This window comes from Pseudonocardia sp. 73-21 (assembly GCF_001899645.1).
Lineage (GTDB): Bacteria > Actinomycetota > Actinomycetes > Mycobacteriales > Pseudonocardiaceae > Pseudonocardia.
In genome coordinates, this window is sequence record NZ_MKVV01000011.1 from 1 (window position 1) to 23,667 (window position 23,667).

The following is a 23,667-nucleotide window of genomic DNA, read 5'->3' on the forward strand; positions in this document are numbered from 1 at the left end:
AGACGGCCTTGAGGGACCCTGACCGTCCCCAAGACTGCATACAGCGCTAATTCAGGAGCCTCCTAGTGCCGCTAGTGCTGCTGGATCTGGTCGATCGATGCGCCGGTCGCCGGCTGGTCCCAGGTGGGCCAGATGGGGAAGAGCGCCATGGCGGCGGACACGAGGAGTGCGGCCGCGACGAGTCGTCGACGGGGCGGTTCGGCATGCCGCGGCGCGGGGATCGTCACGGCTCCCCGCCGGAGCAGCACCAGGCTCGCGACCATCGCGACGAACGCGAAGCCCCACCAACGCCGGTAGTCGTCGCCCACGGCGCTGAGCCCCAGGGCCGCGAGGGCGTAGAGGCTCATCAGGGCGAGGGCCCAGTACCGGCGGGGGTGGCCGAGGCGCGCCCAGAGCAGGGAGGCGGTGAGGACGTAGCAGCCGCCCAGCACCAGCGCGCAGAACAGGATCGTCCACGGCGAGATGCCGACGGTGTGGGCCAGCGCGTCCCCCGTGGTCTGGCCAAGTGCCGAGATCGAGTTCTCCTCGGACCGCGACAGCGGGAACCCGGTCGCCGATTCCCGCTCCATCATGGTGATCAGCATGCCGACGCTCGGGTGCACGGCCAGGGACACCACGGCCAGGGCGAGGCCCGGTAGCACGGCGATCGCCCCGCAGCCGATCCGTTGAACCGGGGTGCGGCCCAGGGGCAGGACGGCGAGCAGCGCGAGCGGGGCGAGGAAGGCCAGCGAGATCTCGAGCGAACCGGCCCCGGCGACAACGGCGAGGGAGATCCCGAGCACGCGCATCAGCGGCAGCGTCCGCCGGCTCGCGAGCAGCACGATCACGGCGACGCACACGACGACCACCGCGTCGTACCGGCCGCGGTTGATCACCGCGAGGGTGAAGGTGAACGGTGAGGCGAGGACCAGTGCCGCCACGACCAGCCGGTCCTGCGCGTCCGGGGTCGCGCGGACGGCTGCGGCCGTCAGCAGGACGAGTGCCGCGAGCACGAGCACGACCAGCAGGGCGGCCACCACCGAGGCGGCCATCACGCCCGGTGGATGCCCCAGGATCCCCTCCAGGACCGCTCCGGGGAGTCCGCGCCGCACGAAGCCGTCCCGGTAGGAGACCCAGTAGGCGCTGGCGTTGTAGTAGCCGGCCATCGTGTCCGGGGCCAGCGCCCCGAGGCCCAGCCACTTGAGGCAGTAGAGCGTGGCCCAGCCGAGAACCGGCACGACGATCCACAGCTGGAACGCACCTCGGGGCCGGAGACCGTGCAGCCGACCGGATGTCCGGCGATGTCCGGTTTCCGTTATCACTGCCGGTCCTTCGGTGGCCGTGACCCAGACGTTACGTATCTGTGACCGCGATTTGTCCTAGCCGTCGATGCTGTCGGCGCGCAGGCGGTCCACCACGTTCTCGTCCCAGCGGTGGGTGCGCATCAGGCGGTAGCGCTGGGCGGCCAGGTGCAGGTAGGCCTCGGCGTCGGTGCGCTCGCCCACCAGGTCGGCGTCGCGCAGCATCCGCAGCACCGGCTGGAACTCCTCGGAGTACCAGCGCCGGGCCACCGTCTCGCGGTCGAGGTAGCGGGCCTCCTGCTGCATGAGCCGGAACCCCCACGCCTCGACGGTCTCGCTCAGCACCGCGTACGACCACGCCGACGTGACGAGGATCGTGCACAGGGCCGGGCCGGGCAGGGGGACGCGGTCGAGGAAGACCCGTCGCAGGTCCTTCGTGATCAGATCGCCGCGGCGGGCGATGCCGGTGGCGTCGACGACCGTGGTCACCTCCGTGACGAACGCGTCGATGGTGCGCAGCCCCAGCGCGTGCGCCACGGAGACGCGGTGGTGCCCGTCGCGGACGAAGTGCAGCTCGCCCACCCGGTAGACGTCGATCGGCGGGATGCTCTCCCCGCGGCGCCGAGCCAGGTCGAGCCGCTCCCAGCGCTCCCGGCTCACCGCCGACCGGGGGCGGAACCAGCGGTCGAAGTCGCCCACCCGGTCGACGCTGCCGACGATCGTGTCGAGGTCGATCACCAACAGCCCGAGGTCCCGCTCGCCGGTGCGGCCCAGCGCGGCCACGACCTCGTCGAACGGCAGGATCTCCGACACGTCGTCGGGCTCGCGGCGCAGCCAGCCGGCCAGACGCGAGAGCACGGCGCGGCGGCGCATCCGGCTGAAGTCGTTCTGCGCGTCGGCCCGGGGATAGCCCGTGTCCACCACTAGAGCTCCAACAGGTGTCGGCCGACGACGTTGACGACGCGGGTGGTGCCGACCAGCCGGTCGGGGGTGGGCCGACCGTAGGGGTGGATGTGCCCGTGCACCAGCAGGCGCGGCGACAACGCGGTGACCACGTCGTGCAGGCACTCGAAGCCCAGGTGGGGACCGTCCTCCCGGTCGCCGCAGTGCCGGGGCGGGGCGTGGGTGAGCAGGATGTCGACGCCGCGCCCGTCACGCCGGGTGGCCCGCCGCGCCCGCCGCACCAGCCGGCGGGCGCGCCGGGCCTGTTCGCGCTCCGTCCACTGGTTCGGACCCGGTCGGTAGCGCACGCAGCCGCCCAGCCCGGCGATGCGCAGCCCGCCGACATCGACGACGTGCCCGTCGGCGTCGACCCAGCCCGCCGGGGGAGCGCCGTCGATCTCGGGGTCGTGGTTGCCCGGCACGAGCACGCCGGGCCGGTCGATGCGGTCGACGATGCCCGCGAGGTAGTCGAAGGGCAGGTCCCCCGCGGCGACGACGAGATCCACCCCGGGCTCCGCGGTGGCGACGACCAGCGCCCACGGCTCCACCTCGTCGCTCACCGCCAGCGCCCGCACCATCGAGGACACGCTACGGGTCTGCGCGCACGACGGCGCCGCATGCGTCAGGATGGCCTGCGTGAGCTCCTCCAAGCCCGGTCCGCAGCCGGGCCGGATCGACCAGACCAACGTGTCACGCTCCTTCGACGTGCACGCCCGCAACTACGACAAGCTCGTCAACGCCAACCCGGGCTACCACGAGCACCTGCGGATGTCGGCCAAGCGGATGGGCATCGGAGGCGACGGCGCGGGGCTGCGGCTGCTCGACCTCGGCTGCGGCACCGGCGCGTCCACCGCGGCGCTGCTCGACGCGGCCCCCCAGGCCGACATCACCGCCGTCGACGCGTCGGTGGAGATGCTGGCGCAGGCGCGGCGCAAGACGTGGCCGGCGCACGTGCGGTTCGTGCACGGCAACGCCGAGGAGCTCGAGCGGGTCGTCACCGGGCCCTACGACGGCATCATGGCGGCCTACCTGCTGCGCAACCTCACCGACCGCAACGCGGCGCTGCGCAGCTTCCGCAAGCTGCTCAAGCCGGGGGCGCCGCTGGCGCTGCACGAGTACTCGGTGGCCGACTCCGCGCGCAGCCGGGCGGTGTGGACGGCCGTCTGCTGGGGCGTGATCATCCCGATGGGACGCATCCGCACCGGCTCCGCCGACCTCTACCGCTACCTCTGGCGCAGCGTCCTGGACTTCGACGGCGTCGAGGCCCTCACCACCCGCATGCACGCCACCGGCTTCGACGACGTGCGCGTGCAGACGGTGCCGGGCTGGCAGCAGCACATCGTGCACACCTTCCTGGGCCGCAGCCCCGGTGTGCCGCCGACGGCGGACGACCCGGACGCGCCGACCCCGCCCGAGGGCATCGACCTGACGAAGGACTAGCGGGGACTAGCGGGGACTAGCGGGGACTAGCGGCGCGACCGCAGCTCGTAGCGGCGTTCGGCGTAGACGATGTCGTCGCGCCACAGCCGCCGAGCCGTGGAGGTGATCATGGGACGGAGCAGCCCCGCCACCCGCCGGGCGTGACCGAAGCCCGGCCGGTCGGAGTGGGCCACGACGGCCTCGATCACGGCGGTGCGGGCACGACCGTCGGGCTCCGGGCGCAGCGGCGTCGCGTGCGTCTCCACGACCGAGCCCGCGCCCTCACCGTCGACGATCTCCATCGTGATCGTGCGGGGGTCGGGGCAGCTGAACTCGGCGAACACCGGCACCCCCAACCGCTTCCCGACCGTGAAGGTCACCTCGACGAGAAGTCGGTCCTCGGCCGGATCGGGGTCGGCGGGCGGGGTGGACACCACCCGTAGCCCGGCGAACGAGTACGGGTGCAGCCAGTCGCCGTGCCAGGGGTCGAGCCGGTTGGCGATGACGTCCTGGGGCTCGCAGTGCCCGATCACGGTGGCGACGGCGGACAGGCTCCGCCCGGCCGGCGGGCGCGGGCCGAGCACCGGCGCGTCGAGCAGCGGACCCTCCGCCAGGTCGTCGAGCCGCACCCAGGCCAGCACGCCGTCGTCGTGCGCGGGCAGCGTGCGCCAGCCGGGGCGCCCGGCGGCGCCCAGGGCGAGCCCGTGCCAGCGGCACACCAGCTGCCCCTCGTGGACGGGCGCGTCGCACAGCGCGGCGCCCAGGTGCGGGCAGGCGCCGGGCCCGACGTGCAGGGCGCCGTCGTCGTCGCGCCACGCCACCAGCTCGCGCCCGGCGACGACGCGGCCGAAGGCCCTGCCCGGGCGCACCTCACGGCTGCCGGCGAGCACGAACCAGCCGCCCGACGGCCGGGCGAGGGCCCGGTGCAGCGCGGCGCGGATCTGCCCGGGCTTCGCGTCGGCCCAGGTCGGTCGCTGCTGGTCCCAGGCGGGACGGCGCAGCCTGCGCAGGGGATTGACCGGTCGGTCGTTCACCCCGTCAGGCTAGGGCCTCACAGCCATTGGTTCTTCCTGAAGTTGCGGTAGAGCGTGCCACAACACACCAGGATGACCAGCCAGACCGCCGGGTAGCCGTACGGCGAGTCCAGCTCGGGCATGTACTTGAAGTTCATCCCGTAGATGCCGGCGATCATCGTGGGCACCGTGATGATCGCGGCCCACGCGGTGATCTTCCGCATGTCGTTGTTCTGCCGCATGCTGATCTTGGCCAGCGCCGAGTCGACGAGGGTGGTGAGCAGCTCGTCGAAGCCGCTCACGCGCTCGGTGACGTTCGCGAGGTGGTCGTCGACGTCGCGGAAGTAGGAGCGCACGTCGTGGGGCACCAGCGAGCTGTAGCCCTCGGCGAGCTTGCGGATCGGCCCCGTCAGCGGCACCACCGAGCGGCGCAGCTCCAGCACCTCGCGCTTGAGGACGTAGATCTGCTCGGAGTCCATCTGCGACTTCGGCTCGAAGACCTCGGCCTCGATCTCGTCGATGTCGGTCTCGATGGCGTCGGTGACCGCGATGTAGGCGTCCACCACGTGGTCGGCGATGGCGTGCAGGACCGCCGCCGGGCCCAGGGCCAGCTGCTCGGGGTCGGCCTCCAGCGCCTCGCGCACCTTGTGCAGGCCGCAGTGGTCGCCGTGACGGACCGTGACCACGAAGTCGGCGCCGACGAACGCCATGACCTCGCCGGTCTTCACGAGCTCCGTGGCCGTGGTGGGCTCGGCGTGCCCGACGTAGCCGACCGTCTTGAGCACCATGAACAGGCTGTCGTCGTAGCGCTCGAGCTTGGGGCGCTGCTTCGCGTGCACCGCGTCCTCGACGGCGAGCTCGTGCAGGCCGTAGGTCTCGGCGATGGCGTTGATCTGGTCGTTGGTGGGCTCGTGCAGCCCGATCCAGACGAACCCCTCGTCGCGGCGGCGGACCTCCGCGATGGCGGCGTCGTGGGTCCAGCGGCCGTCGAGGCGCTTGCCGTCGATGTAGACGGCGCAGTCCACCACGTAGGCGGACATGGGCACGTGCAGCTTGGGCAGCGGCACGACGGGGCGGCGGGCCCGGATGACAGGACGGATCGAGGACAGGGCAGGCACGGGTGACCTCCGGACAGGCGGGACGAGGCGGATCACGCGCCCCGAATCCGGGAGGCCTAGGCGGGCTCCGTGTCGTGGGCGCGGCGACTACTGCAACCGGGTGCCGTCGGCACCGCGCTCACCTCCTCCACCTGAGTCGAGCGACACAGCAAGATCGCCGTACCGCGGGATAGATTACGCCTTCACCAGGGTCATCGGCGATGGAGGCGACAGCGTTGCAGTTCGGTCGGTACTACGAGGAGTTCGAGGTCGGCGCGGTCTACAAGCACTGGCCGGGCAAAACGGTCACCGAGTACGACGACCACCTTTTCTGCCTCCTGACGATGAACCACCACCCCCTCCACATGGACGCGAACTACGCGGCCGAGACCACCGAGTTCAAGCAGAACGTGGTGGTCGGCAACTACATCTACTCGTTGCTGCTGGGGATGTCGGTGCCCGACGTCTCGGGCAAGGCGATCGCCAACCTCGAGGTGGAGTCGCTCAAGCACACGAAGCCGACGTTCCACGGCGACACCATCTACGGCGAGACCGAGGTGCTGGACAAGACGCCGTCGAAGTCGAAGGACGACCGGGGCGTCGTCTACGTGGAGACGCGCGGCTACAAGCAGGACGGCACGGTCGTCTGCACGTTCCGCCGCAAGGTCATGATCCCGAAGAAGTCCTACGGTGACGCGCGCGGCGGCGAGCAGCCCGGCCGTCCCGTTCCCCAGGTCTGATCCGATCCGGCAGCGCTCCCCATTCCGCCAGCGTCTCCACGAGCAGGTCGACGAGGGGGAGCGCCGCCAGGTCGGCCGCGTCGCACCAGCGCGCGTCGAGCGCGTCGTCGCCGGCGCGCAGCTCGCCGCCCGTCACGGTGCAGCGGTAGTCGGCGATGGTGAACGGGCCCCGTTGCACCCGGCCGACGAGCTCGCCGGGCCGCACTGTGAGACCGGTCTCCTCGTGCATCTCCCGCACCAGTGCCTCGGCGTCGGACTCGCCCGCCTCGACGCGTCCACCGGGCACGGACCAGAGGCCCCGACCAGGGTCGTTGCGCCGCCGGACGAGCAGGATCCGCCCGTCGGCGTCGTAGGCGAGACCCCCCACACAGGGGACGCTGTCGCTACTTTCGGTCATCGATCGTGACCATACGGGCCCGCGTGCCGGATACCCACGGACGGCCGGGTGCGGTACAAATCAGCTGTCGGGGGTTGGCTTCGTCATGCAGAACGGTGGAAAGCAGTGGACGTGAAGAAGATCGTTGGGCTACTCGTGATCGCGTTGCTCATCTTCTTCGTGGTCACCCAGCCGGACAATGCGGCCAACTCGGTGCAGAACATCGGCAGCATCCTGAAGAACGCGGCGGAGTCGGTCACCCGGTTCTTCACCAGGATCGTCTAGCCCGTGCTGGCCCCGCGGGAGATCGACGAGTACCTGCTCCCCACGGAGCGTCGGGTGATCCGCGTGCGTCAGCACTGGGCGTTCATGACCAACCACATGACGGCCACCGCGCTGTTCCTGCTGGTACTGGTCATCGCGCAGCGTTATCTGCCGGAGAGCGTGCTGTTCGACAACATCACGTTCTATCTGGCCCTGGTGGCCGTGCTGCGCTTCACGGTCCTCACCATGCTGTGGTGGATCGAGCGCATCGTCATCACCGACAAACGGGTGATGCTCGCGCAGGGCATCATCGTGCACAAGGTCGGCATGATGCCGCTGGGCAAGGTCACCGACCTCACCTTCGAGCGCTCGCTGGGCGGGCGCCTGATGGGCTACGGCACGATCATCGTCGAGTCGGCGGGCCAGATCCAGGCGCTCAACCGCATCGACTACCTGCCCCGGCCCGAAGAGGTGTACGAGGCGCTGTCGGAGCTGGTGTTCGGCGAGAAGGGCAAGACCCGCGCCACGGGCATGCTCGCCCGTCCACGCTGGCGCCGCTGATCGGGTTAGCCTGCCCTGTGCCCTCCCCCCGGATCGACCTGCACACCCACTCCACCGCCTCGGACGGCACGGACAGCCCGGCCGGACTCGTGGCCGCCGCGGCCGCCGCGGGCGTCGACGTCCTGGCGATCACCGACCACGACACCACCGGCGGCTGGGACGAGGCCACCGCGGCGCTGCCCGCGGGGATGCGGCTGGTGCGCGGTGCGGAGTTCTCCTGCGTCAGCCCGACGGGGCGCGAGGGCGAGCGGCCGGTGTCGATCCACCTGCTCGGCTACCTGTTCGACCCCGCCCACGAGGCGATCGTGACCGAGCAGCTCCGGCTGCGCGACGAGCGCGTGGAGCGGCTCCGGAAGATCACCGAGAAGATGGCCGCCGACGGCTACCCGGTCGACGTCGACACGGTCTTCGCGCTGGTGGGCGACGGGGCCAGCGCCGGACGGCCGCACCTGGCGCGGGCGCTGGTGGCCGCGGGCGTGGTCGAGTCGGTGAACGAGGCGTTCGCGAAGCTGCTGCACAACGGCAGCCCGTATTACGTCCCGAAGTCCGACACCCCGGTCGAGACCGCGATCGACATGGTGCGCGCGGCGGGCGGGGTGGCGGTGTTCGCGCACTCGCTGGCCCGCAGGCGCGGGCGGGTCGTCGAGCCGTCGGTGATCGCGGACCTGGCCACGAAGGGCCTCGCGGGCGTGGAGGTCGACCACCCCGACCACGCCCCGGAGGACCGTGAGCTGCTGCGCGGCCTGGCCGCCGACCTGGACCTGGTCGTCACCGGCTCCAGCGACTACCACGGCACCAACAAGACCACCCCGATCGCCGCGGAGACCACCGTCCCCGACGCGCTGGACGACCTCGTCTCCCGCGCGGCGGGCGTCGAGATGCTGACGGGCTGAACTCGATACGGTGGGGGCATGACGCAGCTCGGTCTCGACTTCGAGGCGCCGCGGCTCGTCCGGGTCACGCCCAACCGGCTCGCCACGTGGGGTGGCTGCCCACGCCGCTACCGGATGACCTACCTCGACAAGCCGTCCCCGCCCCGCGGCGGGGCGTGGGCGCACGCCACCCTCGGGGCGGTGGTGCACCTGGCCCTGCGGGCCCTGTTCGCCCTGCCCGCCGCCGAGCGCACGCCCGAGCGGGCCGCGGCCCTGGTCGACCGCAGCTGGAGCAGCGAGGGCTTCCGCGACGCGGAGCAGGCCCGCCGCTACCGGGAACGGGCTCGCGTCTGGGTGGCCGACTACGCGGAGCACGCCGCCGGTGACGACGCCGTCGGCCTCGAGCAGTGGGTGTCGGTCGCCACCGGGCGCATCGTCGCCGAGGGCCGCGTCGACCGCATCGACCGTCGCGGCCCGGAGCTCGTCGTCGTCGACTACAAGACGGGCCGCGCCCCCACCGTCGACGACGCCCGCCGCTCCCGCGCGCTGGCCCTCTACGCGGTGGCCACCGAGCGCACGCTGCGGCGCACGTGCACCCAGGTGGAGCTGCACCACGTGCCCACCGGTGAGGTGGCGGCGTGGCGCCACGACCGCGACTCCCTGCGCGAGCACGTCCGCGCCGCCGAGCGTACGGCGGGGGAGCTGGCCGACGCCACCGACGCCCTCGACGGCGGTGGCGACGCCGAGGAGCTGTTCCCGCCACGCCCGGCCGAGCACTGCGGCACGTGCGACGTCCGCCGCAACTGCCCGGAGGGCCGGGCCGCGGCGCCCGAGCCGGCCTCCTGGGCCCTGCTGGCGCCATGAGGGAGCGTGCGAGCGAGTCATCGGCACCGACCACCCGCGCGCGGGCCGGCTGGCTGCGCGGGTTCTCCGGCCTGCTCGCCGGCGGGCTGGCCGCGCTCGCCGTGGCGCTGTACGTGGCCTGGTTCGTCGCCGACCGGACGGGCTCGGTGGGCCCGGGAGCCTCGACGCTCGTCTGGGACTCCGTGGCAGCCGTGGCCGCGGTGGCGGCGCAGGTCTATGCCGACCGGCGGGCCGGTGCCCGCGGCGCGGCGGCGGCGGTGGGCGTCGTGGCCGTCACCGCGGCGGTGCTGGCCGCCCAGTGGCTCTTCTGAACGTCAGCAGACCGGCCCGCAGCGTGCGCAGGCCGATGGTGGTCGCCAGGTCGGCGCCCGGCACGCGCGGCAGCCCGTAGAGTTCCTTCGCCCACGGTGGCAGCATCCCGATCGCGATGGCCGCCACGGCGGTCCAGCCGGGGCGGGCGGGCGTGAGGAACTCGGCCCGCTTCGGCAGCGGCGCGAGCATGAGCCGGCGGGCGGCCCGCTTCGCGATGGGGCTCGCCACCAGCTCCGGCCGGACGTCGGCGAAGTAGGCGTCCACCTCGGCGCGCGACGCCGGGAGGTCGGTGGCCCCCAGCAGCGCGCCCGCCCGCACCTGCTCGGCGAGGAACCGGTCCTGCTCGGCGTCGTCGATGAGCCCGAGGCGGCGCACGGCGGCGGCGAACGAGCTGACCTCGGTGGTGTGCACCCAGCGCAGCAGGTCCGGGTCGTCGGCGGAGTACTCGCGGCCCGTCACGGTGTCGATGCCGCGGACGTGGCGGTGGATGCCGCGGACGCGCGCGACGGCCTTGTCGGCGGTGGCCCTGTCGGCGAACGCCAGCGTGGTGACGTAGCCGGCGGTGCGCTCCAGCCGGGGCCAGAAGTCGTCCGGGAACGAGGAGTGCTGGTCGACCCCCGCCATCGCGCGCGGATGCAGGGTCTGCAGGAACAGGGCGCTGAAGCCGCCGATCAGGGCGGCCGGATCGCCGATCACACGGCGGGTGGCGCTGCCGGCCGGGAAGTAGCCGTCGTCCGTGATCACCGTTCCAGCCTCGTCGCCGGATCCCGGGACCGCGAATCGATCATGGGGAATCGATCACTGGGAATCGATCACGACGGCCGGTAGGCGACGACCTCGGAGCCCCGCTGCGCGAGCAGGATGTCGCCCTGAACGGCCAGCCGCACCGGCGCCGTGCCGCCGGCGCCCGGCAGCGGGATCGTGCGCAGGACCGTGCCGCGCCGGGGATCGAGCTCCACGAGACCGCCGGGCACGGGGGCCAGCAGCCCCGTGCCGTACGCGACGGCGGGGCCGAGCGTGCCGGGAGCCGTCCACACCGGGGCCAGGTCGGCGGCGTCCAGGGCGACCGTGGCCGAGCCCGTCCACCAGTACACGCGGTTACCGTCGGTGCTGGTCGGGGCGACCGCGACGGACCGGGCCAGGTCGGCGTCGGGCACGTCGAGGGAGATGAGCCCGATCTGCCGGCCGGTCCGGTCGAGGATCATCAGCCGGGTCGGGGCGGGGAGAGCGACGGCGACGCGGTCTGCCGACAGCGCCACGACGGTGGCCCCGGCGGACGGCAGTGCTGATGGCGGAAGGGGGACCGAGAACTCGACCTGCGGCTTCTCCGCGCCGCCCGACCCGTCGGGTGTGACGACGGTGAGGCGGTCGGTGGTCTCACCGGGGCAGCGCTCGATCAGGCCCAGCCGCGACTGCATGAGCGCGGTGGAGCCGTAGGTGCAGCCCGTGCGGGGCTGCACGCCGACCTGCACGGGGGTGGGGACCGCGCCGTACTCGAGCGTGCGGACGAGGTCGGAGCGCCACACCTCGAGGTAGTCCGAGCCCGTGGCGGCCACGAAGGTGCCGTCGGCGATCAGCCGGGTGCCCGGGTGCACGTCGGGGTTGCTGGACGCGGCGCGGGCCCCGGTGTCGGGGCGCAGCGCGGTGAGCTCGCTGCACCAGCCGGTGGGTCCCTGGTAGAGCGCGAGCAGCCGGCCCGCCCCGTTGTCGGCGCTCGGGAAGCCGGAGCCGACGGTGCACAGCGGGATGTCCCGGGAGTAGCGCCACCGCTCCGCCCCGCTGACGGCGTCGCGCCCGATCACGGTGGAGCCGTCGGCGGTGACCACGGCCGGGCCCGACACCACCGGGGCCGGGGTGGCCCCGCTGGCGGCCCGCCAGGCCTCGGCGAAGCCCGCGGGGACGTCACCGGCCCGGGGTGGCGCGGCGATGGGCGTGGCGGCGGTGCTGTCGGTGGTGGCGACCACCGGGCTCGTGCGCCACAGCACCACGGCCCCGACGAGCACCACCACCGCGATCACCGCGACGGCGATCACGTCACCGCGGCGCCGGCGCTCGGGACGCACGCGGCCCCGCACCACCTCCTGCGTGGGCGGGGCCTCGGGCGTCGAACTGTGGGTCACGCGGTCGAGCTTGCCTCAGCTCGCGGCCGCATCGTCGGCGGGGGAGTCCTGGGACCCGCCCTCGCCACCGGCCTCGCCCCGGCGGCGGGCGCCACCGCGGCGACGGCGCCGGCGCGGCTTGGCGGCACCCTCGGTGCCCCCGTCCGCGGCGGGCCCGGAGCCGGCCTCGGCCGGTGCGTCGGGCACCGCGCTGACGGTGTTCTCGGTGGCGCCGTCGGTGGCGCCGTCGGTGGCGGTGCCGTCGGCGGGCACGCCACCCCGGCTGCGGGTGCGGCTGCGCTCGCGGCGGGGCCGGCGCGGGGCGACGACCTCGTCCTCCGCGGGCTTGGCCCCCCGACGGTCGCGCTCGCCGCTGCGCTTGCGACCACCGTGGTCACCCTCGGTGTCGACGTACTCCGCGTCCAGGCCGGCGCGGGTGCGCTGCGAGTGCGGTAGGCGCCCCTTCGCGTTCGCCGGGATGTTCAGGTCGGTGTAGAGGTGCTCGGAGGTGGAGTAGGTCTCCGGTGCCTCGGGCATGCCCAGCGACAGGTCGTCGGAGATCGTCTTCCACTTGTGGAGCTCGTCCCAGTCCACCAGCGTGACGGCCACGCCCTCCTTGCCCGCGCGGCCGGTGCGGCCGATCCGGTGGACGTAGGTCTTGGAGTCCTCGGGGCACTGGTAGTTGATGACGTGCGTGACGTCGCTGACGTCGATGCCGCGGGCGGCGACGTCGGTGGCCACCAGCACGTCGACCTTGCCGGAGCGGAACGCGCGCAGGGCCTGCTCGCGGGCGCCCTGGCCCAGGTCACCGTGCACGGCGGCGGCGGCGAACCCGCGGTCGGCGAGGTCGTCGGCCACGCGCTGCACGGTGCGCTTGGTGCGGGCGAAGATCATGGTGAGCCCGCGGCCCTCGGCCTGCAGCACGCGGGTGAGCAGCTCGACCTTGTCCATCGCGTGGGCGCGGTAGACGAGCTGGCGGGTGGTCTCGTGCGTGGAGCCCTGGTCGGACTCCTCGGCGCGGATGTGCGTGGGCCGGTTCAGGAACGCGCGGGACAGCGCGATGATCGGGCCCGGCATGGTGGCCGAGAACAGCATCGTGTGGCGCTGCTCGGGCAGCATCCGCATGATGCGCTCGACGTCGGGCAGGAAGCCCAGGTCGAGCATCTCGTCGGCCTCGTCGAGCACGAGGGCCTTGACGCGGCCGAGCACGAGCAGGCGCTGCTCGGCCAGGTCGAGCAAGCGGCCCGGGGTGCCGACGACCACGTCGACGCCCTTGCGCAGGGCGGCCAGCTGCGGCTCGTAGGCGCGGCCGCCGTAGATGGCGGTGACCCGCACGCCGAGGTGCTTGCCGGCGTCGGCGATGTCCTTGGCGACCTGCACGCACAGCTCGCGGGTGGGCACCACGACGAGGGCCTGCGGCACGTCCTTGGTGCGGTCGGCGGCCTCGCCGTCGGCGTCGGCCGCCGGCTGCTCCGACGGCGGCGTGACGCGCTGCAGCAGCGGCACGCCGAAGCCGAGCGTCTTGCCCATGCCGGTGCGGGCCTGGCCGATGATGTCGTCGCCGGCCAGCGCCAGGGGGAGCGTGAGCTCCTGGATGGCGAACGTGCGCTCGATGCCGGCCTCGGCCAGCGCCTTCACGATCTCCGGGCGGACGCCCAGCTCGGCGAAGGTGGGGGACTCGGGCTTGACGGGCGCGTCACCCTGCAGGGGGTGGGCCTCGTCGAGAATCTCCGAGTTCTCGGGTGTGATGTCGTTGTCGACGGACAGGATGATCGCCTCTCTCCGCGCACAGATGCCGGGGCCGGTTCGTCGACCACCGCGAGGGGCGGGAGAACCGGCGAGGCGCTGCACGCACCAGGTCGTTGCGGCCCGTTCCCGGAGTTCCGATCGCCGACCGCGCAGGAGCGCGCACCCACGTCGGGCGCTGCACTGAGCTGCATCCTACCCGGTGGCCCGGCGAGGACCGATGCCGGGCGCGCGGGAGATCGCGTGATCTGCGGTACGTCGTCGCTGGTCGCGGGCACTAGGCTCACGGGCATGGTGACTGCTGCCGACGGGGAAGCCGCTCTGGACGCCGGGGCGGAGCGGGCCACCGTCGATCTGCTGGGGGTGCTGGCCTACGGCGAGCTGTCGGCGTTCGACCGGCTCGCGGAGGACGCCCGCACCGCCCCGTCGATCAGCGGGCGGTCGGCGCTCGCCAAGATGGCCGCCGCCGAGATGGGCCACTTCCGGCTCCTCGAGGAGCACCTCGCCGGTCTCGGTGTCCCCGTCGAGGACGCGATGGCGCCCTTCGTCGGGCCGCTCGACAGCTACCACGCGTCCACGGCGCCGCGCAGCTGGCTCGAATCGCTGGTCAAGGTCTACCTGGGCGACGGCCTGGCCGCCGACTTCTACCGCGAGATCGCGGGCTGGCTGCCCGGGCCCACCGGCGAGCTGGTGCAGCGGGTGCTCGCCGACACCGGGCACAGCGCGTTCGCGGAGCGCGAGGTGCACGCGGCGTGCGCGTCGCACCGCCAGGTGCGCGACCGGCTGGCCCTGTGGGGGCGGCGGCTGCTCGGCGAGGCCGTGACCCAGGCCCAGCACATCGTGGCCGAGCGCGACGAGCTCGCCGACTTCATCATGTCCGGTTCCGGCGACGTCTCCGGCATCGCGACGCTGCTCAGGCGGCTGCAGTCCAACCACGGCAAGCGGATGGCCAAGCTCGGCCTCAACTGAGCCGGGTTCGCGCACGGCGGACGCCCGGGCGCGGCCGCGGCTCCGCCGCGCGACTAGCCTGAGCGGAAACAAGCACCACCCCCGCCACGACCAGGAGGTTCCACCGGTGGACGTCAAGATCGGCATCGCCGAGAGTCAGCGCGAGCTCGTGGTGGCCAGTGAGCAGTCCGCCGACGAGGTCGCGGCGCTGGTCGACGAGGCGCTCAGCGGCGACGGCCTGCTCCGCCTGGTCGACGAGAAGGGCCGCAAGTACGTGATCCGCTCGACGTCGATCGCCTACGTGGAGATCGCCCCCGAGGAGGGGCGCCGCGTCGGCTTCGCCATCGGCTGAGCACCCGACCACGCGAACGCCCCGGGGCCGTCGGTCCCGGGGCGTTCGGCGTCGGTGACGTCAGTCGTCGAGGGTCGGGTCGTCCACCGCGAACGGCGGAGTGCCCACGCCCGTCACCCGGTAGCGGCCCCAGGGGTCGAGGTCGCCGATGCGCGCCTCCGACCGACCGGCGGCGGTGCTGAGCTCGATGCGGCTCGTGGTGGAGGCCAACGCCCTGAGCAGCGCGGGCTCCCTGGGGTCGCCCTCGAGCGTCATGCGGCCGAACCAGTGCAGCTTCCCGTCCTGCGGCTCGTGGCGGGCGTCGAGCAGCACCTGCACCGGCAGGTCCCGCCCGTCGACGGTCAGCGTCGCGGGGCCGGCGTAGCCGTCGTCGTCATCCACCGTTCTCTCCCGTCCGGGGCACGACCCGCAGCGTGGCGTGGGGCGCCTCCACCTGGAACACGTTCACCAGGCCGCCCCAGATGATCGAGCTCAGGTAGCCGGTCAGCGCCGCCCGGCTCATCGTGCGGCGCTCCAGCCACCAGTCGCCCGCACTCTGCACCATGCCGACGAGCCCCTGCGCCCAGGCCTCGGCCCCGCCGGAGTCGAGCTCCAGCGCGCGCAGCCGCTCACCCAGCAGCGTGGTGATCAGCCGGGCGATCTGCTCCCGTGCGTCGTCCACGAGCTCGGCGCCGGTGGTTCGCTCGATCGGGTGGTGCACCACGAAGCGCCACAGCTCCGGCTCGTCCTCGATGCCCGCCAGGAACGCGTCGACGATGCCGTGGATGAGCGCCGGCGGGTCGCCCTCGACGGCCAGCGCGGGCGCCATCCGGGTCATCAGCAGGGCCACGGCCTCCTGCCCGACGGCGCGCTGGAGGTCGGCGCGGTCGGAGAAGTGCCGGTAGAGCACGGGTTTGGTGATGCCGGCCTTCGCGGCGATCTCCGCGACCGACACGGCCGGCCCGTGCGTCCGCACGGCGTCCATGGCGGCGACGACCATCTCCGCGCGGCGTTCGGCCCGCCGGGTCTCGCGGCTGGCGGGTTCCCGCTCGGGGTTGACAGGAGGCTTTTCTCGCGGCACGGTACCAGTGGTAACAGTTACCAGCGGTAACAGCAAGCGAGAGGAGCGCCCGATGAGTGCGCCCACCAAGCCGGTCAACGACCGTGAGGCCACCGCCGAGCGGCTGCTCCGATCGTCGCTCGACCACTCCTACGAGCCCAGTATCGACATCGACTGGGACGCGCCGCTCGACCCCACCAAGTGGGGCATGCCCCAGCACCGCTCCTCGCTCTACGGCACCGACCTGTGGGAGGGCCTCACGGAGGAGCAGCGCAGGACGCTGACCTTCCACGAGGTCTGCAGCGTGGCCCGCATCGGTCTGTGGTTCGAGATGATCCTCATGCAGATGCTGCTGCGCTACTCCTACGACCTCGACCCGCGCACCAAGCACGTCCAGTACGCGCTCACCGAGATCGCCGACGAGTGCCGTCACTCGATCATGTTCGCGAAGATGACGGAGCGCTACGGCGTGCCGGACTACGCGCCCAAGGCCCTCACGCACAACCTCGGGCGCTTCTTCAAGACCGTCGGCTACGGCCCGGCGATGTTCGCCGGCACGCTGTTCGTCGAGGAGATCCTCGACCAGCTCCAGCGCGAGTCGATGCGCGACGAGTCGGTGCAGCCGCTGTCCCGGATGGTCAGCAGGATCCACGTCACCGAGGAGGCCCGGCACGTCCGCTACGCCAAGGAGGAGCTGACGCGGATCATGCCGACCACCAACCGCGCGCAGCTCGCCGTCGGCCAGTACCTCTCGGCCCGCATCGCGTTCGTGGTGGCGCGCAACCTCATCCACCCGGACGTCTACAAGTCCGTGGGCATCGATCCCGAGGTCGGCCGCAAGGCCGCGCTGGCCAACCCGCACTGGCAGGAGACGCTGCGCTGGTCGGCGCGCAAGCTGGTGCCGTTCCTGCGCGAACAGAAGATCATCGGTGGGCCGGCGGAGTTCCTCTGGCGCAAGGCGTACCTGGTCTGATGGGCCGGATCGTCCAGGGTGCCGACGGCGCTCTCCTCAACGTCGAGATCGACGGGCCCGCGGCCGCCCCCGTCACCGTCGTCCTCGCCCACGGCTGGACGCTCGACAGCCGCACCTGGGGTCCCGTCACCCGCTCGCTGGTGGGTGGCACGCCGGCGCGGGTCGTCCGGTTCGACCACCGCGGGCACGGCCGCTCGGCTGCCGTCGCCCCGTCGACGATGACGCTGGAGCAGCTCGCCGACGACATGGCGGCCGTGATCGCCGCCGTCGCCCCGGAGGGCCCGCTCGTGCTGGGCGGGCACTCCATGGGCGGCATGACGGTCATGGCGCTCGCGGAGCGCCACCCGCAGCTGCTCGGGCGCGTGAAGGGCGTGGCGTTCGTGGCCACCGCGAGCGGCGGGCTCGCCGGGCACACGCTGGGCCTGCCCGCCCGTGCGGCCGCGGTGCTGCAGAGGACCGAACCCCGCCTCTACGCCTCGCGCGGCTGGGCCACGCGTCGCAAGCTCGGCAACCCGAAGGTGCTGGCCCCGGCCCTGCGCTGGTTGCTGCTCGGACCCCGGCCGGGTCCCGAGGCCACGCGGATCACGGTCGAGTCGGTGGCGCAGTGCCGCCCGCTCACCGTCTCGGGCTTCCGGGCCGCGCTGGAGGCCCACGAGCGCGACACCGCCCTGGCCGCGTTCGCCGGCATCCCGACGGTGGTGCTCGCCGGGTCGAAGGACCGCCTGACGCCCGTGCGCCTGTCGCGGCGGATCGTCTCGACCCTGCCGTCGGCGTCGCTGTCGATCTTCCCCGGCTCGGGCCACATGCTGCCCGTGGAACGCACGGCCGGGGTGGCGGGCCGCATCAGCGCGCTCGTCAACGGAGCTCTGGCGACGGCGGGATCCGCCGCCGGCTGAGGGGTGTCGTGCCGCTGTCCCGGCTCCCCGGGCAGCGGCACGGCCCACCGCTGGGTGGGTCAGTCGTGGACCAGCGGGAAGCCGGCCAGGCCGCGCCACGCCAGGCTCGACATCAGGGCGACGGCCTCGTCGCGGGGCACCGACTGCTCGGAGTCGAGCCAGTACTGCGCCGTGACCTGGCTCAGTCCCACCAGCCCGACGGCCAGCAGCCGCGCGCGGGCGGGGTCCATACCGGCGTCGGTGGTGACGGCGGAGGCCACCGTGTCGATGCAGCGGGTGAGCGCGCCGTCCACCACCGCCGCGGCCTCGGGCTCGCCGCGCAGGTCCGACTCGAACACCAGCCGGTACGCGTGGCCCTCGCCCGCGACGAAGTCGAAGTACGCCGACACCGCGGCGTGCACGCGCTCCTGGTTGTTGCTCGTGGCGACGATGGCCTTCTGCACGCGCCCGACCAGCTCGTCGGCGTAGGTGGTGAGCAGGGCCCGGTAGAGCTCGAGCTTGCCGGGGAAGTGCTGGTAGAGCACCGGCTTGCTGACGCCGGCCTTCTCGGCGATGTCGTCCATCGCGGCCGCGTGGTAGCCCTGAGCGGCGAAGACGTCGCGGGCGGCGACGAGGAGCTGGGCCCGGCGAGCGCTGCGGGAGAGACGAGCGCCCCGCTGCGTGCTTACGTCTGTCATCGGCGGCACCGTCCCCTTCGCGTGCTGAGCGGCCCACCTTACCCGCCGGTAGCTCCTTCGGGTGGGATCACGCTGCGGAATCGGCGGAGCCGCAGGCTGTTGGTGACGACGAAGACCGAGCTGAACGCCATCGTGGCCCCCGCGATCATCGGGTTGAGCAGCCCGGTGGCCGCGAGCGGTAGCGCCGCCACGTTGTAGGCGAACGCCCAGAACAGGTTGCCCTTGATCACCGCGAGGGTGCGCCGGGAGAGCCGGATGGCGTCGACGGCGGCGAGCAGGTCGCCGCGCACGAGCGTCAGGTCGCTCGCCTCGATGGCGGCGTCCGTGCCCGTGCCGATGGCCAGCCCGAGGTCGGCCGTGGCGAGGGCGGCGGCGTCGTTGACGCCGTCGCCGACCATCGCGACGACCTTCCCCTCGCCCTGCAGCCGGGTGATCGTCGCGACCTTGCCCTCCGGCAGGACCCCGGCCACCACGTCCTCGGGGGCGATGCCGACCAGCGCCGCCACCGTGGCGCCCGCCTCGGCGTTGTCCCCGGTGAGCAGCATCGGCGTGAGCCCCAGCTCACGCAGCCGGCGCACGGCGTCGGCACTGCCGGCGCGGAGGCTGTCGCCCACGACGATCACGGCGCGCGCCACGCCGTCCCAGGAGACGACGACGGCGGTGCGGCCCTCTTCCTGGGCCCGCTCGACATCGGCGCTCAGGGACTCCGGCATCGCGACGTCGTGCTCCGCCAGCAGCGCCGGACGCCCGACGAGCACGGCGTGCGCGATGACCACGTCGCCGCTGAGCTCCGAGACGAGGCCACGCACCCCCAGTCCGGGCAGGCTGTCGAACTCCGACACCCCCGGCAGCTCGCCGAACCGCTCCTGCGCGGCGGCGGCGATCGCACGGCCGACGGGGTGCTCGGAGGCCTGCTCGACGGCGGCCGCGAGGTGCAGGGCCTCACCGGAGTCGACCGCCTCGGCGGCGTGCACGGCGTGCAGCGACATCCGGCCCGTGGTGAGCGTGCCCGTCTTGTCCAGCACGACCGTGTCGACCCGCCGCGTGGACTCCAGCACCTCCGGGCCCTTGATGAGCACCCCGAGCTGCGCGCCGCGTCCGGTGCCGACCAGCAGCGCCGTGGGCGTGGCCAGGCCGAGCGCGCACGGGCAGGCGATGATGAGCACGGCGACGGCGGCGGTGAACGCGACGTCGGCCCCCGCGCCGGAGCCGAGCCAGAACCCGAGCGTGGCGACGGCCAGCACGATGACGACCGGCACGAACACCCCCGACACGCGGTCGGCGAGGCGCTGGACGGCGGCCTTGCCGTTCTGCGCGTCCTCGACGAGCCGGGCCATGCGGGCGAGCTGGGTGTCGGAGCCGACGCGGGTGGCCCGCACGACCAGCCGTCCGGAGCTGTTGGTGCAGCCGCCGACCACGGCGTCGCCGCGGACGACATCCACCGGCAGTGACTCCCCGGTGATCATCGACGCGTCGACGGCGGAGCTGCCGTCCTCCACCACACCGTCGGCGGCGACGGTCTCACCCGGCCGCACGACGAACCGGTCGCCCACGGCGAGCTCACCGACCGGCACCCGCACCTCCCGGCCACCGCGCAGTACCGTGACATCCTTCGCGCCGAGGTCGAGCAGCGCGCGCAGGGCGGCCCCGGCCTGCCGCTTGGACCGCGCCTCCACGTAGCGCCCGGCCAGGATGAACACGGTGACGCCCGCGGCCACCTCGAGGTAGATCGACCCCGCGCCACCGCCCCGCTCGACGGTCAGCGTGAACGGGTGCGTCATGCCCGGCACGCCCGCGGTGCCGAGCAGCAGCGCGTAGAGCGACCATCCCAGGGCCGCGAGCGTGCCCATCGACACGAGCGTGTCCATGGTGGCGGCGCCGTGGCGCAGGTTCGTCCAGGCGGCCCGGTGGAACGGCCACGCGCCCCACACCACCACGGGCGCCGCGAGCACGAGCGAGATCCACTGCCAGTAGGTGAACTGCAACGCGGGCACCATCGCCAGCAGCACGACCGGCACGGCCAGCACGGCCGAGATGACGAGCCGGTCGCGCAGGGGCCGGGTGGGATCCGCGGGGGCGACCTCCTCCTCGGCGGCGGGCGGGGCCGGCAGCTCGGCCGTGTAGCCGGCCGCCTCCACCTGGGCGACCAGCGCGTCCGTGCCGAGCTCCGGTGGGAACTCGACGCGCGCCTTCTCGGTGGCGTAGTTGACGGTGGCGGTGACCCCGTCGAGCTTGTTGAGCTTGCGTTCCACCCGGTTGGCGCACGACGCGCAGGTCATGCCACCGATGACGAGCTCGACCTGGGTGACGGTGGTCATGATCCTTCCCTCGTGGTCAGGGTGAACTCGGCGATGTGCGGCGCTCCGGCGTGCCGGAACGTCAGGAAGACCCGGTAGCCGCCCGAGGTGGGCACGCGGGTGGTGAACGCGATGCCGGGGCCGGAGCGGTCGTCGGGCGCCGGGGCGGGGCTCTCCCCGGGGTCGACGGGGATCTGGGCGAGGTCGCTGCGCCGCAGCACCGTCAGGTCGCCGAAGGAGCCGCCCACCGGTTCGAGATCGGTGACGGCCCGCCCGTCGCGGGTGACGGTGGCGAACACCTGCGACGACCGTCCCGTGACGAGGTCGCCGTCGAGCCGCACCTGGTAGCCGTCCACCTGCGCCACCCGCGTGGGGGCGAACGGGACGGGAGCGAAGTCGCCGGGCGCGAACAGGTCGGTGCCCAGCACCAGCCGGTGCCCGCCCGACGGGGTGAAGCCGGCGTAGAGGCGGTAGATCCCCGGGGCGGGCAGCGTGAGCGGTGCGCGCCAGACGCCGTCGGGTCCGAGGACGGCGGCGGGCTGCTGGAAGCCCGCGGTGTCGCGCCGGACCACCGAGAGCTGCATCTGCGCGGGGTCGAACGCCGTGACGGGCCTGCCGTCGAGGCCGGCGACGGCGAACGCGACCTGCCCCGGCTGTCCGGGGACGAACGTCGTCGCCTGCGGGACGAGTGTGTACCCGCCCGCGGTGGCCGCCAGCCCGCCGGTGGTGAGGTCGACGGTGGCGGGAGCGGTGGACGGGCCGTCGACAACGGGCCCGTGCATGTCGCCCATGTCCACCCCCGACGTGTCGGCGGCCGGCGCGGGGGGCGCGACGGGTGGCCGGGTGGCCGCACCCACACCCCACGCCGCGCCGAAGGCCAGCGCGAGCGCGGCCGCGTACCCGCCCATCCGTACCGCCGTCTGCATCCCGTGCCCGCCTCCGTTCGCGTCCCTCGTCTGTCTCAACGGTGCGCGGGGCCCGTTCGATCTCCCCGTTCACCGAGAAGATACGAGCGGGGGGTATTGACAGCTGCGGTGTCGGTCACGTTTCCTGTGCCGGATGTAACCGCCGGTAACGGGGCTCGGGGGGTGACGTGGAAGAGATCCTCCGGGACTTCGGCACGAACTGGTACGTCTACCTCTCGATGCCGGTGCTGGCCGCGGTCATCGGTTACGTCACCAAGATCCTCGCCATCGAGATGATGTTCAAACCCGTCGAGTTCGTCGGGAAGCCGCCGGTGTTCGGCTGGCAGGGCATCGTGCCGCGGCGGGCGGCCCGGATGGCGAGCATCGCGTGCGACACGATGACCGAGAAGCTGATCAGTCCCGAGGAGGTCTTCGAGCGCCTCGACGCCGAGCGGGTGGCCAAGGAGATCGAGAAGCCGCTCCTGGACAACATCGAGGAGATCACGCGGCAGGTCGCGATCCAGTTCCAGCCCGGGCTGTGGGAGTCGATCCCGGAGGCCGTGCGCCGGATCGTCATCGGGCGGGTGCAGAAGCAGGCGCCGCAGATCGTCCAGAACATGATGGACTCGGTCAAGGACGACATCGACAACGTCTTCGACCTCAAGGACATGGTCGTCACCAACCTGGTGAAGGACAAGGTGCTGCTCAACCGCATCTTCCGGGAGGCCGGCGACCAGGAGTTCGCGTTCATCCGGCGCGCCGGCATCTACTTCGGTTTCGTCATCGGCCTGATCCAGATGGTGGCGTGGGCGGTGTTCCGGCTGCCGATCATCATGCCGATCTTCGGCCTGGTCACGGGCTGGTTCACCGACTGGCTCGCCCTGAAGATGATCTTCAATCCGAAGGAACCCCGGCGCTACCTGGGCCTGTTCGAGTGGCAGGGGTTGTTCCTCAAGCGCCGCAAGGAGGTCGCCGCCGCCTACGGCGCCCTGATCGCCAAGGAGATCATCACCCCGCACAACGTGATCCAGGCCGTGCTGCGCGGGCCGATGTCCGACCGGCTGTTCGCGATGGTGCAGAAGGAGGTGCAGCAGGTGCTGGACGCCCAGACCAGCATCGCGCGCCCGCTGCTCGTCTTCGCGGTGGGCAGCACGAGGTACCAGGAGATGAAGCGGGCGGTCAGCTCGCAGGTGATGGCGGCGCTGCCCGAGACGATGCTGTACGTCGAGGACTACGCCGAGGACGCGATGGACATCCGCAACACCCTGGTGCGGAAGATGCAGGAGCTCTCACCGGAGGAGTTCGAGAGCCTGCTGCGACCGGCGTTCGAGCAGGACGAGTGGATCCTCATCACGGTGGGTGCGCTGCTCGGCTTCGCGGTGGGGGAGCTGCAGCTGCTGATGGTGGAGTACCTCACCCACTAGACGCATGATGCCAAGGTCGATGGTCGTGGGCCCGAGAGTGATCGTTGGACGGGTTGGCCGGTGTGGTCGTTGTGCCCGATCGCGGCGGTCGGGGCGGGTGGTCGCTGGTAGGCCCGCGCGGCGGCACCGGTGATGGTGTGTCCGCCGTGTTCTTCGAGATCGAGCTGCCCCCTTGGTGGTGTCGAGGATCGACTCGATGGTCTGGCGGAGTGGTCGGAGGAACCGGGCCCGCGGCCGTGGTGGTTCTTGTCCGCGATCGTGACCTGGTGGTGGCGGCCCGCCAGCAGGGCGGGGTCGGCGCCCAGGCCGGGACCACGACGTGGCGTTCGGTGGCTTTCGCGCCGGTCAGTGCGAACCCGACCGGTCGCGATGAGGCAGGGCCGCGGGGCCGCGGGAGAGCGGGGAGTGGGAGGCGCGGTGGCCGTACTCAGGTGTAGCCGGCCGGGTCCGGGCGGTGCGTGGTCTCGCGGGAGTGGCCGTACTCGACCGGGGGCGGGTCGACCGCCACACGTCATCGGTGCGCAGGCTGGTGTCGCAGGCGGGTGTCACGGGCCAGGGCGGTGATCGGCCA

25 protein-coding genes and 1 pseudogene are annotated in these 23,667 nt (G+C 72.8%); 12 read left to right on the forward strand and 14 right to left on the reverse strand.

Going from position 1 to position 23,667, the window contains the following annotated elements:
• Nucleotides 1-71 precede the first annotated feature (71 nt).
• The 3 genes from BGP03_RS01510 to BGP03_RS01520 form a co-directional block, all read right to left on the reverse strand.
• Nucleotides 72-1,217 carry a hypothetical protein gene (locus BGP03_RS01510; RefSeq protein ID WP_296371306.1) on the reverse strand — a complete coding sequence of 382 codons (1,146 nt, stop codon included), beginning with the start codon at nucleotides 1,215-1,217 and terminating at the stop codon, nucleotides 72-74.
• 141 nt (nucleotides 1,218-1,358) lie between these two features.
• On the reverse strand, nucleotides 1,359-2,204 hold the full coding sequence (locus tag BGP03_RS01515; protein ID WP_296371305.1) for a chromosome partitioning protein ParB: 846 nt from the start codon (nucleotides 2,202-2,204) through the stop codon (nucleotides 1,359-1,361).
• Nucleotides 2,204-2,800 carry a metallophosphoesterase gene (locus BGP03_RS01520; protein ID WP_296371301.1) on the reverse strand — a complete coding sequence of 199 codons (597 nt, stop codon included), beginning with the start codon at nucleotides 2,798-2,800 and terminating at the stop codon, nucleotides 2,204-2,206. The genes BGP03_RS01515 and BGP03_RS01520 overlap by 1 nt, the downstream gene beginning before the upstream one ends.
• A gap of 58 nt (nucleotides 2,801-2,858) precedes the next feature.
• Here BGP03_RS01520 and BGP03_RS01525 point away from each other — a divergent pair, with 58 nt between their 5' ends.
• Nucleotides 2,859-3,662: a class I SAM-dependent methyltransferase gene (locus BGP03_RS01525; RefSeq protein WP_296371300.1), complete on the forward strand. Its 804-nt coding sequence runs from the start codon at nucleotides 2,859-2,861 to the stop codon at nucleotides 3,660-3,662.
• Between the two features lie 26 nt (nucleotides 3,663-3,688).
• On the opposite strand, the gene BGP03_RS01530 is transcribed toward BGP03_RS01525, so the two are convergent.
• A complete protein-coding gene (locus BGP03_RS01530; protein ID WP_296371298.1) occupies nucleotides 3,689-4,675 on the reverse strand; it encodes a DUF5914 domain-containing protein in 987 nt (328 codons plus the stop codon).
• Between the two features lie 17 nt (nucleotides 4,676-4,692).
• Complete coding sequence (gene corA / locus BGP03_RS01535) at nucleotides 4,693-5,763, reverse strand: magnesium/cobalt transporter CorA (RefSeq protein WP_296371565.1); 1,071 nt, start codon at nucleotides 5,761-5,763, stop codon at nucleotides 4,693-4,695.
• A 224-nt stretch (nucleotides 5,764-5,987) separates the two neighbouring features.
• Between corA and BGP03_RS01540 the strand changes: the two genes are divergently transcribed.
• Nucleotides 5,988-6,491, forward strand: coding sequence for a MaoC family dehydratase (locus tag BGP03_RS01540; protein WP_296371561.1), 504 nt, complete (start codon nucleotides 5,988-5,990; stop codon nucleotides 6,489-6,491).
• A 7-nt stretch (nucleotides 6,492-6,498) separates the two neighbouring features.
• Here BGP03_RS01540 and BGP03_RS01545 read toward each other — a convergent pair.
• Nucleotides 6,499-6,888, reverse strand: a pseudogene (locus BGP03_RS01545) (NUDIX domain-containing protein); the annotation flags it as partial.
• A gap of 48 nt (nucleotides 6,889-6,936) precedes the next feature.
• Here BGP03_RS01545 and BGP03_RS01550 point away from each other — a divergent pair.
• From BGP03_RS01550 to BGP03_RS01570, 5 genes are read left to right on the forward strand one after another with little or no spacing between them, the layout of a single operon-like run.
• Nucleotides 6,937-7,152 carry a TcpD family membrane protein gene (locus tag BGP03_RS01550; protein WP_296371297.1) on the forward strand — a complete coding sequence of 72 codons (216 nt, stop codon included), beginning with the start codon at nucleotides 6,937-6,939 and terminating at the stop codon, nucleotides 7,150-7,152.
• 3 nt (nucleotides 7,153-7,155) lie between these two features.
• Nucleotides 7,156-7,692, forward strand: a complete 537-nt coding sequence (locus BGP03_RS01555; RefSeq protein ID WP_296371295.1) for a PH domain-containing protein — start codon at nucleotides 7,156-7,158, stop codon at nucleotides 7,690-7,692.
• A 17-nt stretch (nucleotides 7,693-7,709) separates the two neighbouring features.
• On the forward strand, nucleotides 7,710-8,585 hold the full coding sequence (locus BGP03_RS01560) for a PHP domain-containing protein (protein WP_296371293.1): 876 nt from the start codon (nucleotides 7,710-7,712) through the stop codon (nucleotides 8,583-8,585).
• Between the two features lie 18 nt (nucleotides 8,586-8,603).
• Complete coding sequence (locus BGP03_RS01565; RefSeq protein ID WP_296371291.1) at nucleotides 8,604-9,428, forward strand: PD-(D/E)XK nuclease family protein; 825 nt, start codon at nucleotides 8,604-8,606, stop codon at nucleotides 9,426-9,428.
• Nucleotides 9,425-9,739: a hypothetical protein gene (locus tag BGP03_RS01570; protein ID WP_296371290.1), complete on the forward strand. Its 315-nt coding sequence runs from the start codon at nucleotides 9,425-9,427 to the stop codon at nucleotides 9,737-9,739. Before BGP03_RS01565 ends, BGP03_RS01570 begins: the two co-directional genes overlap by 4 nt.
• Here BGP03_RS01570 and BGP03_RS01575 read toward each other — a convergent pair.
• The 3 genes from BGP03_RS01575 to BGP03_RS01585 all read right to left on the reverse strand — a co-directional run bounded on the left by BGP03_RS01575 (nucleotide 9,702) and on the right by BGP03_RS01585 (nucleotide 13,690).
• The gene (locus BGP03_RS01575; protein WP_298797182.1) at nucleotides 9,702-10,484 is read right to left on the reverse strand and encodes an oxygenase MpaB family protein; all 783 of its coding nucleotides are present in this window, start codon (nucleotides 10,482-10,484) and stop codon (nucleotides 9,702-9,704) included. The two genes, BGP03_RS01570 and BGP03_RS01575, sit on opposite strands and share 38 nt — an antisense overlap.
• A 68-nt stretch (nucleotides 10,485-10,552) precedes the next feature.
• Nucleotides 10,553-11,860: a hypothetical protein gene (locus BGP03_RS01580; protein ID WP_298797180.1), complete on the reverse strand. Its 1,308-nt coding sequence runs from the start codon at nucleotides 11,858-11,860 to the stop codon at nucleotides 10,553-10,555.
• Between the two features lie 15 nt (nucleotides 11,861-11,875).
• Nucleotides 11,876-13,690, reverse strand: coding sequence for a DEAD/DEAH box helicase (locus tag BGP03_RS01585; protein ID WP_298797178.1), 1,815 nt, complete (start codon nucleotides 13,688-13,690; stop codon nucleotides 11,876-11,878).
• A 186-nt stretch (nucleotides 13,691-13,876) separates the two neighbouring features.
• Here BGP03_RS01585 and BGP03_RS01590 point away from each other — a divergent pair, with 186 nt between their 5' ends.
• The gene (locus BGP03_RS01590; RefSeq protein WP_296371283.1) at nucleotides 13,877-14,554 is read left to right on the forward strand and encodes a ferritin-like fold-containing protein; all 678 of its coding nucleotides are present in this window, start codon (nucleotides 13,877-13,879) and stop codon (nucleotides 14,552-14,554) included.
• A 106-nt stretch (nucleotides 14,555-14,660) separates the two neighbouring features.
• Complete coding sequence (locus BGP03_RS01595) at nucleotides 14,661-14,885, forward strand: DUF3107 domain-containing protein (protein WP_296371281.1); 225 nt, start codon at nucleotides 14,661-14,663, stop codon at nucleotides 14,883-14,885.
• Between the two features lie 60 nt (nucleotides 14,886-14,945).
• On the opposite strand, the gene BGP03_RS01600 is transcribed toward BGP03_RS01595, so the two are convergent.
• Nucleotides 14,946-15,266, reverse strand: coding sequence for a DUF4873 domain-containing protein (locus BGP03_RS01600; RefSeq protein WP_298797176.1), 321 nt, complete (start codon nucleotides 15,264-15,266; stop codon nucleotides 14,946-14,948).
• Nucleotides 15,259-15,945, reverse strand: a complete 687-nt coding sequence (locus BGP03_RS01605) for a TetR/AcrR family transcriptional regulator (protein WP_298797174.1) — start codon at nucleotides 15,943-15,945, stop codon at nucleotides 15,259-15,261. The genes BGP03_RS01600 and BGP03_RS01605 overlap by 8 nt, the downstream gene beginning before the upstream one ends.
• Nucleotides 15,946-15,997: 52 nt before the next feature.
• On the opposite strand from BGP03_RS01605, the gene BGP03_RS01610 reads away from it, so the two are divergent.
• Nucleotides 15,998-16,897 carry a diiron oxygenase gene (locus BGP03_RS01610; RefSeq protein ID WP_296371276.1) on the forward strand — a complete coding sequence of 300 codons (900 nt, stop codon included), beginning with the start codon at nucleotides 15,998-16,000 and terminating at the stop codon, nucleotides 16,895-16,897.
• On the forward strand, nucleotides 16,897-17,793 hold the full coding sequence (locus tag BGP03_RS01615; RefSeq protein ID WP_296371275.1) for an alpha/beta fold hydrolase: 897 nt from the start codon (nucleotides 16,897-16,899) through the stop codon (nucleotides 17,791-17,793). The genes BGP03_RS01610 and BGP03_RS01615 overlap by 1 nt, the downstream gene beginning before the upstream one ends.
• A 59-nt stretch (nucleotides 17,794-17,852) precedes the next feature.
• Here BGP03_RS01615 and BGP03_RS01620 read toward each other — a convergent pair whose 3' ends face one another.
• From BGP03_RS01620 to BGP03_RS01630, 3 genes are read right to left on the reverse strand one after another with little or no spacing between them, the layout of a single operon-like run.
• Nucleotides 17,853-18,470, reverse strand: coding sequence for a TetR/AcrR family transcriptional regulator (locus BGP03_RS01620; RefSeq protein WP_296371273.1), 618 nt, complete (start codon nucleotides 18,468-18,470; stop codon nucleotides 17,853-17,855).
• A gap of 38 nt (nucleotides 18,471-18,508) precedes the next feature.
• Nucleotides 18,509-20,788, reverse strand: a complete 2,280-nt coding sequence (locus BGP03_RS01625; RefSeq protein WP_298797171.1) for a heavy metal translocating P-type ATPase — start codon at nucleotides 20,786-20,788, stop codon at nucleotides 18,509-18,511.
• Nucleotides 20,785-21,693, reverse strand: coding sequence for a hypothetical protein (locus BGP03_RS01630; protein ID WP_298797169.1), 909 nt, complete (start codon nucleotides 21,691-21,693; stop codon nucleotides 20,785-20,787). Before BGP03_RS01630 ends, BGP03_RS01625 begins: the two co-directional genes overlap by 4 nt.
• Nucleotides 21,694-21,911: 218 nt before the next feature.
• Between BGP03_RS01630 and BGP03_RS01635 the strand changes: the two genes are divergently transcribed.
• Nucleotides 21,912-23,096 (forward strand): DUF445 family protein, encoded by a 1,185-nt coding sequence (locus BGP03_RS01635; protein ID WP_296371559.1) that lies wholly within the window; start codon nucleotides 21,912-21,914, stop codon nucleotides 23,094-23,096.
• The last annotated feature ends 571 nt before the right edge of the window (nucleotides 23,097-23,667 follow it).

Excerpts from the sequence above, each read along its gene's own strand:
- BGP03_RS01520 (WP_296371301.1), bottom strand. The coding sequence starts at position 2,800 with ATGGTGCGGGCGCTGGCGGTGAGCGACGAGGTGGAGCCGTGGGCGCTG.
- BGP03_RS01565 (WP_296371291.1), top strand. The coding sequence starts at position 8,604 with ATGACGCAGCTCGGTCTCGACTTCGAGGCGCCGCGGCTCGTCCGGGTC.
- BGP03_RS01570 (WP_296371290.1), top strand. The coding sequence starts at position 9,425 with ATGAGGGAGCGTGCGAGCGAGTCATCGGCACCGACCACCCGCGCGCGG.
- BGP03_RS01590 (WP_296371283.1), top strand. The coding sequence starts at position 13,877 with ATGGTGACTGCTGCCGACGGGGAAGCCGCTCTGGACGCCGGGGCGGAG.
- BGP03_RS01610 (WP_296371276.1), top strand. The coding sequence starts at position 15,998 with ATGAGTGCGCCCACCAAGCCGGTCAACGACCGTGAGGCCACCGCCGAG.
- BGP03_RS01615 (WP_296371275.1), top strand. The coding sequence starts at position 16,897 with ATGGGCCGGATCGTCCAGGGTGCCGACGGCGCTCTCCTCAACGTCGAG.
- BGP03_RS01620 (WP_296371273.1), bottom strand. The coding sequence starts at position 18,470 with ATGACAGACGTAAGCACGCAGCGGGGCGCTCGTCTCTCCCGCAGCGCT.
- BGP03_RS01625 (WP_298797171.1), bottom strand. The coding sequence starts at position 20,788 with ATGACCACCGTCACCCAGGTCGAGCTCGTCATCGGTGGCATGACCTGC.
- BGP03_RS01630 (WP_298797169.1), bottom strand. The coding sequence starts at position 21,693 with ATGCAGACGGCGGTACGGATGGGCGGGTACGCGGCCGCGCTCGCGCTG.
- BGP03_RS01635 (WP_296371559.1), top strand. The coding sequence starts at position 21,912 with ATGCCGGTGCTGGCCGCGGTCATCGGTTACGTCACCAAGATCCTCGCC.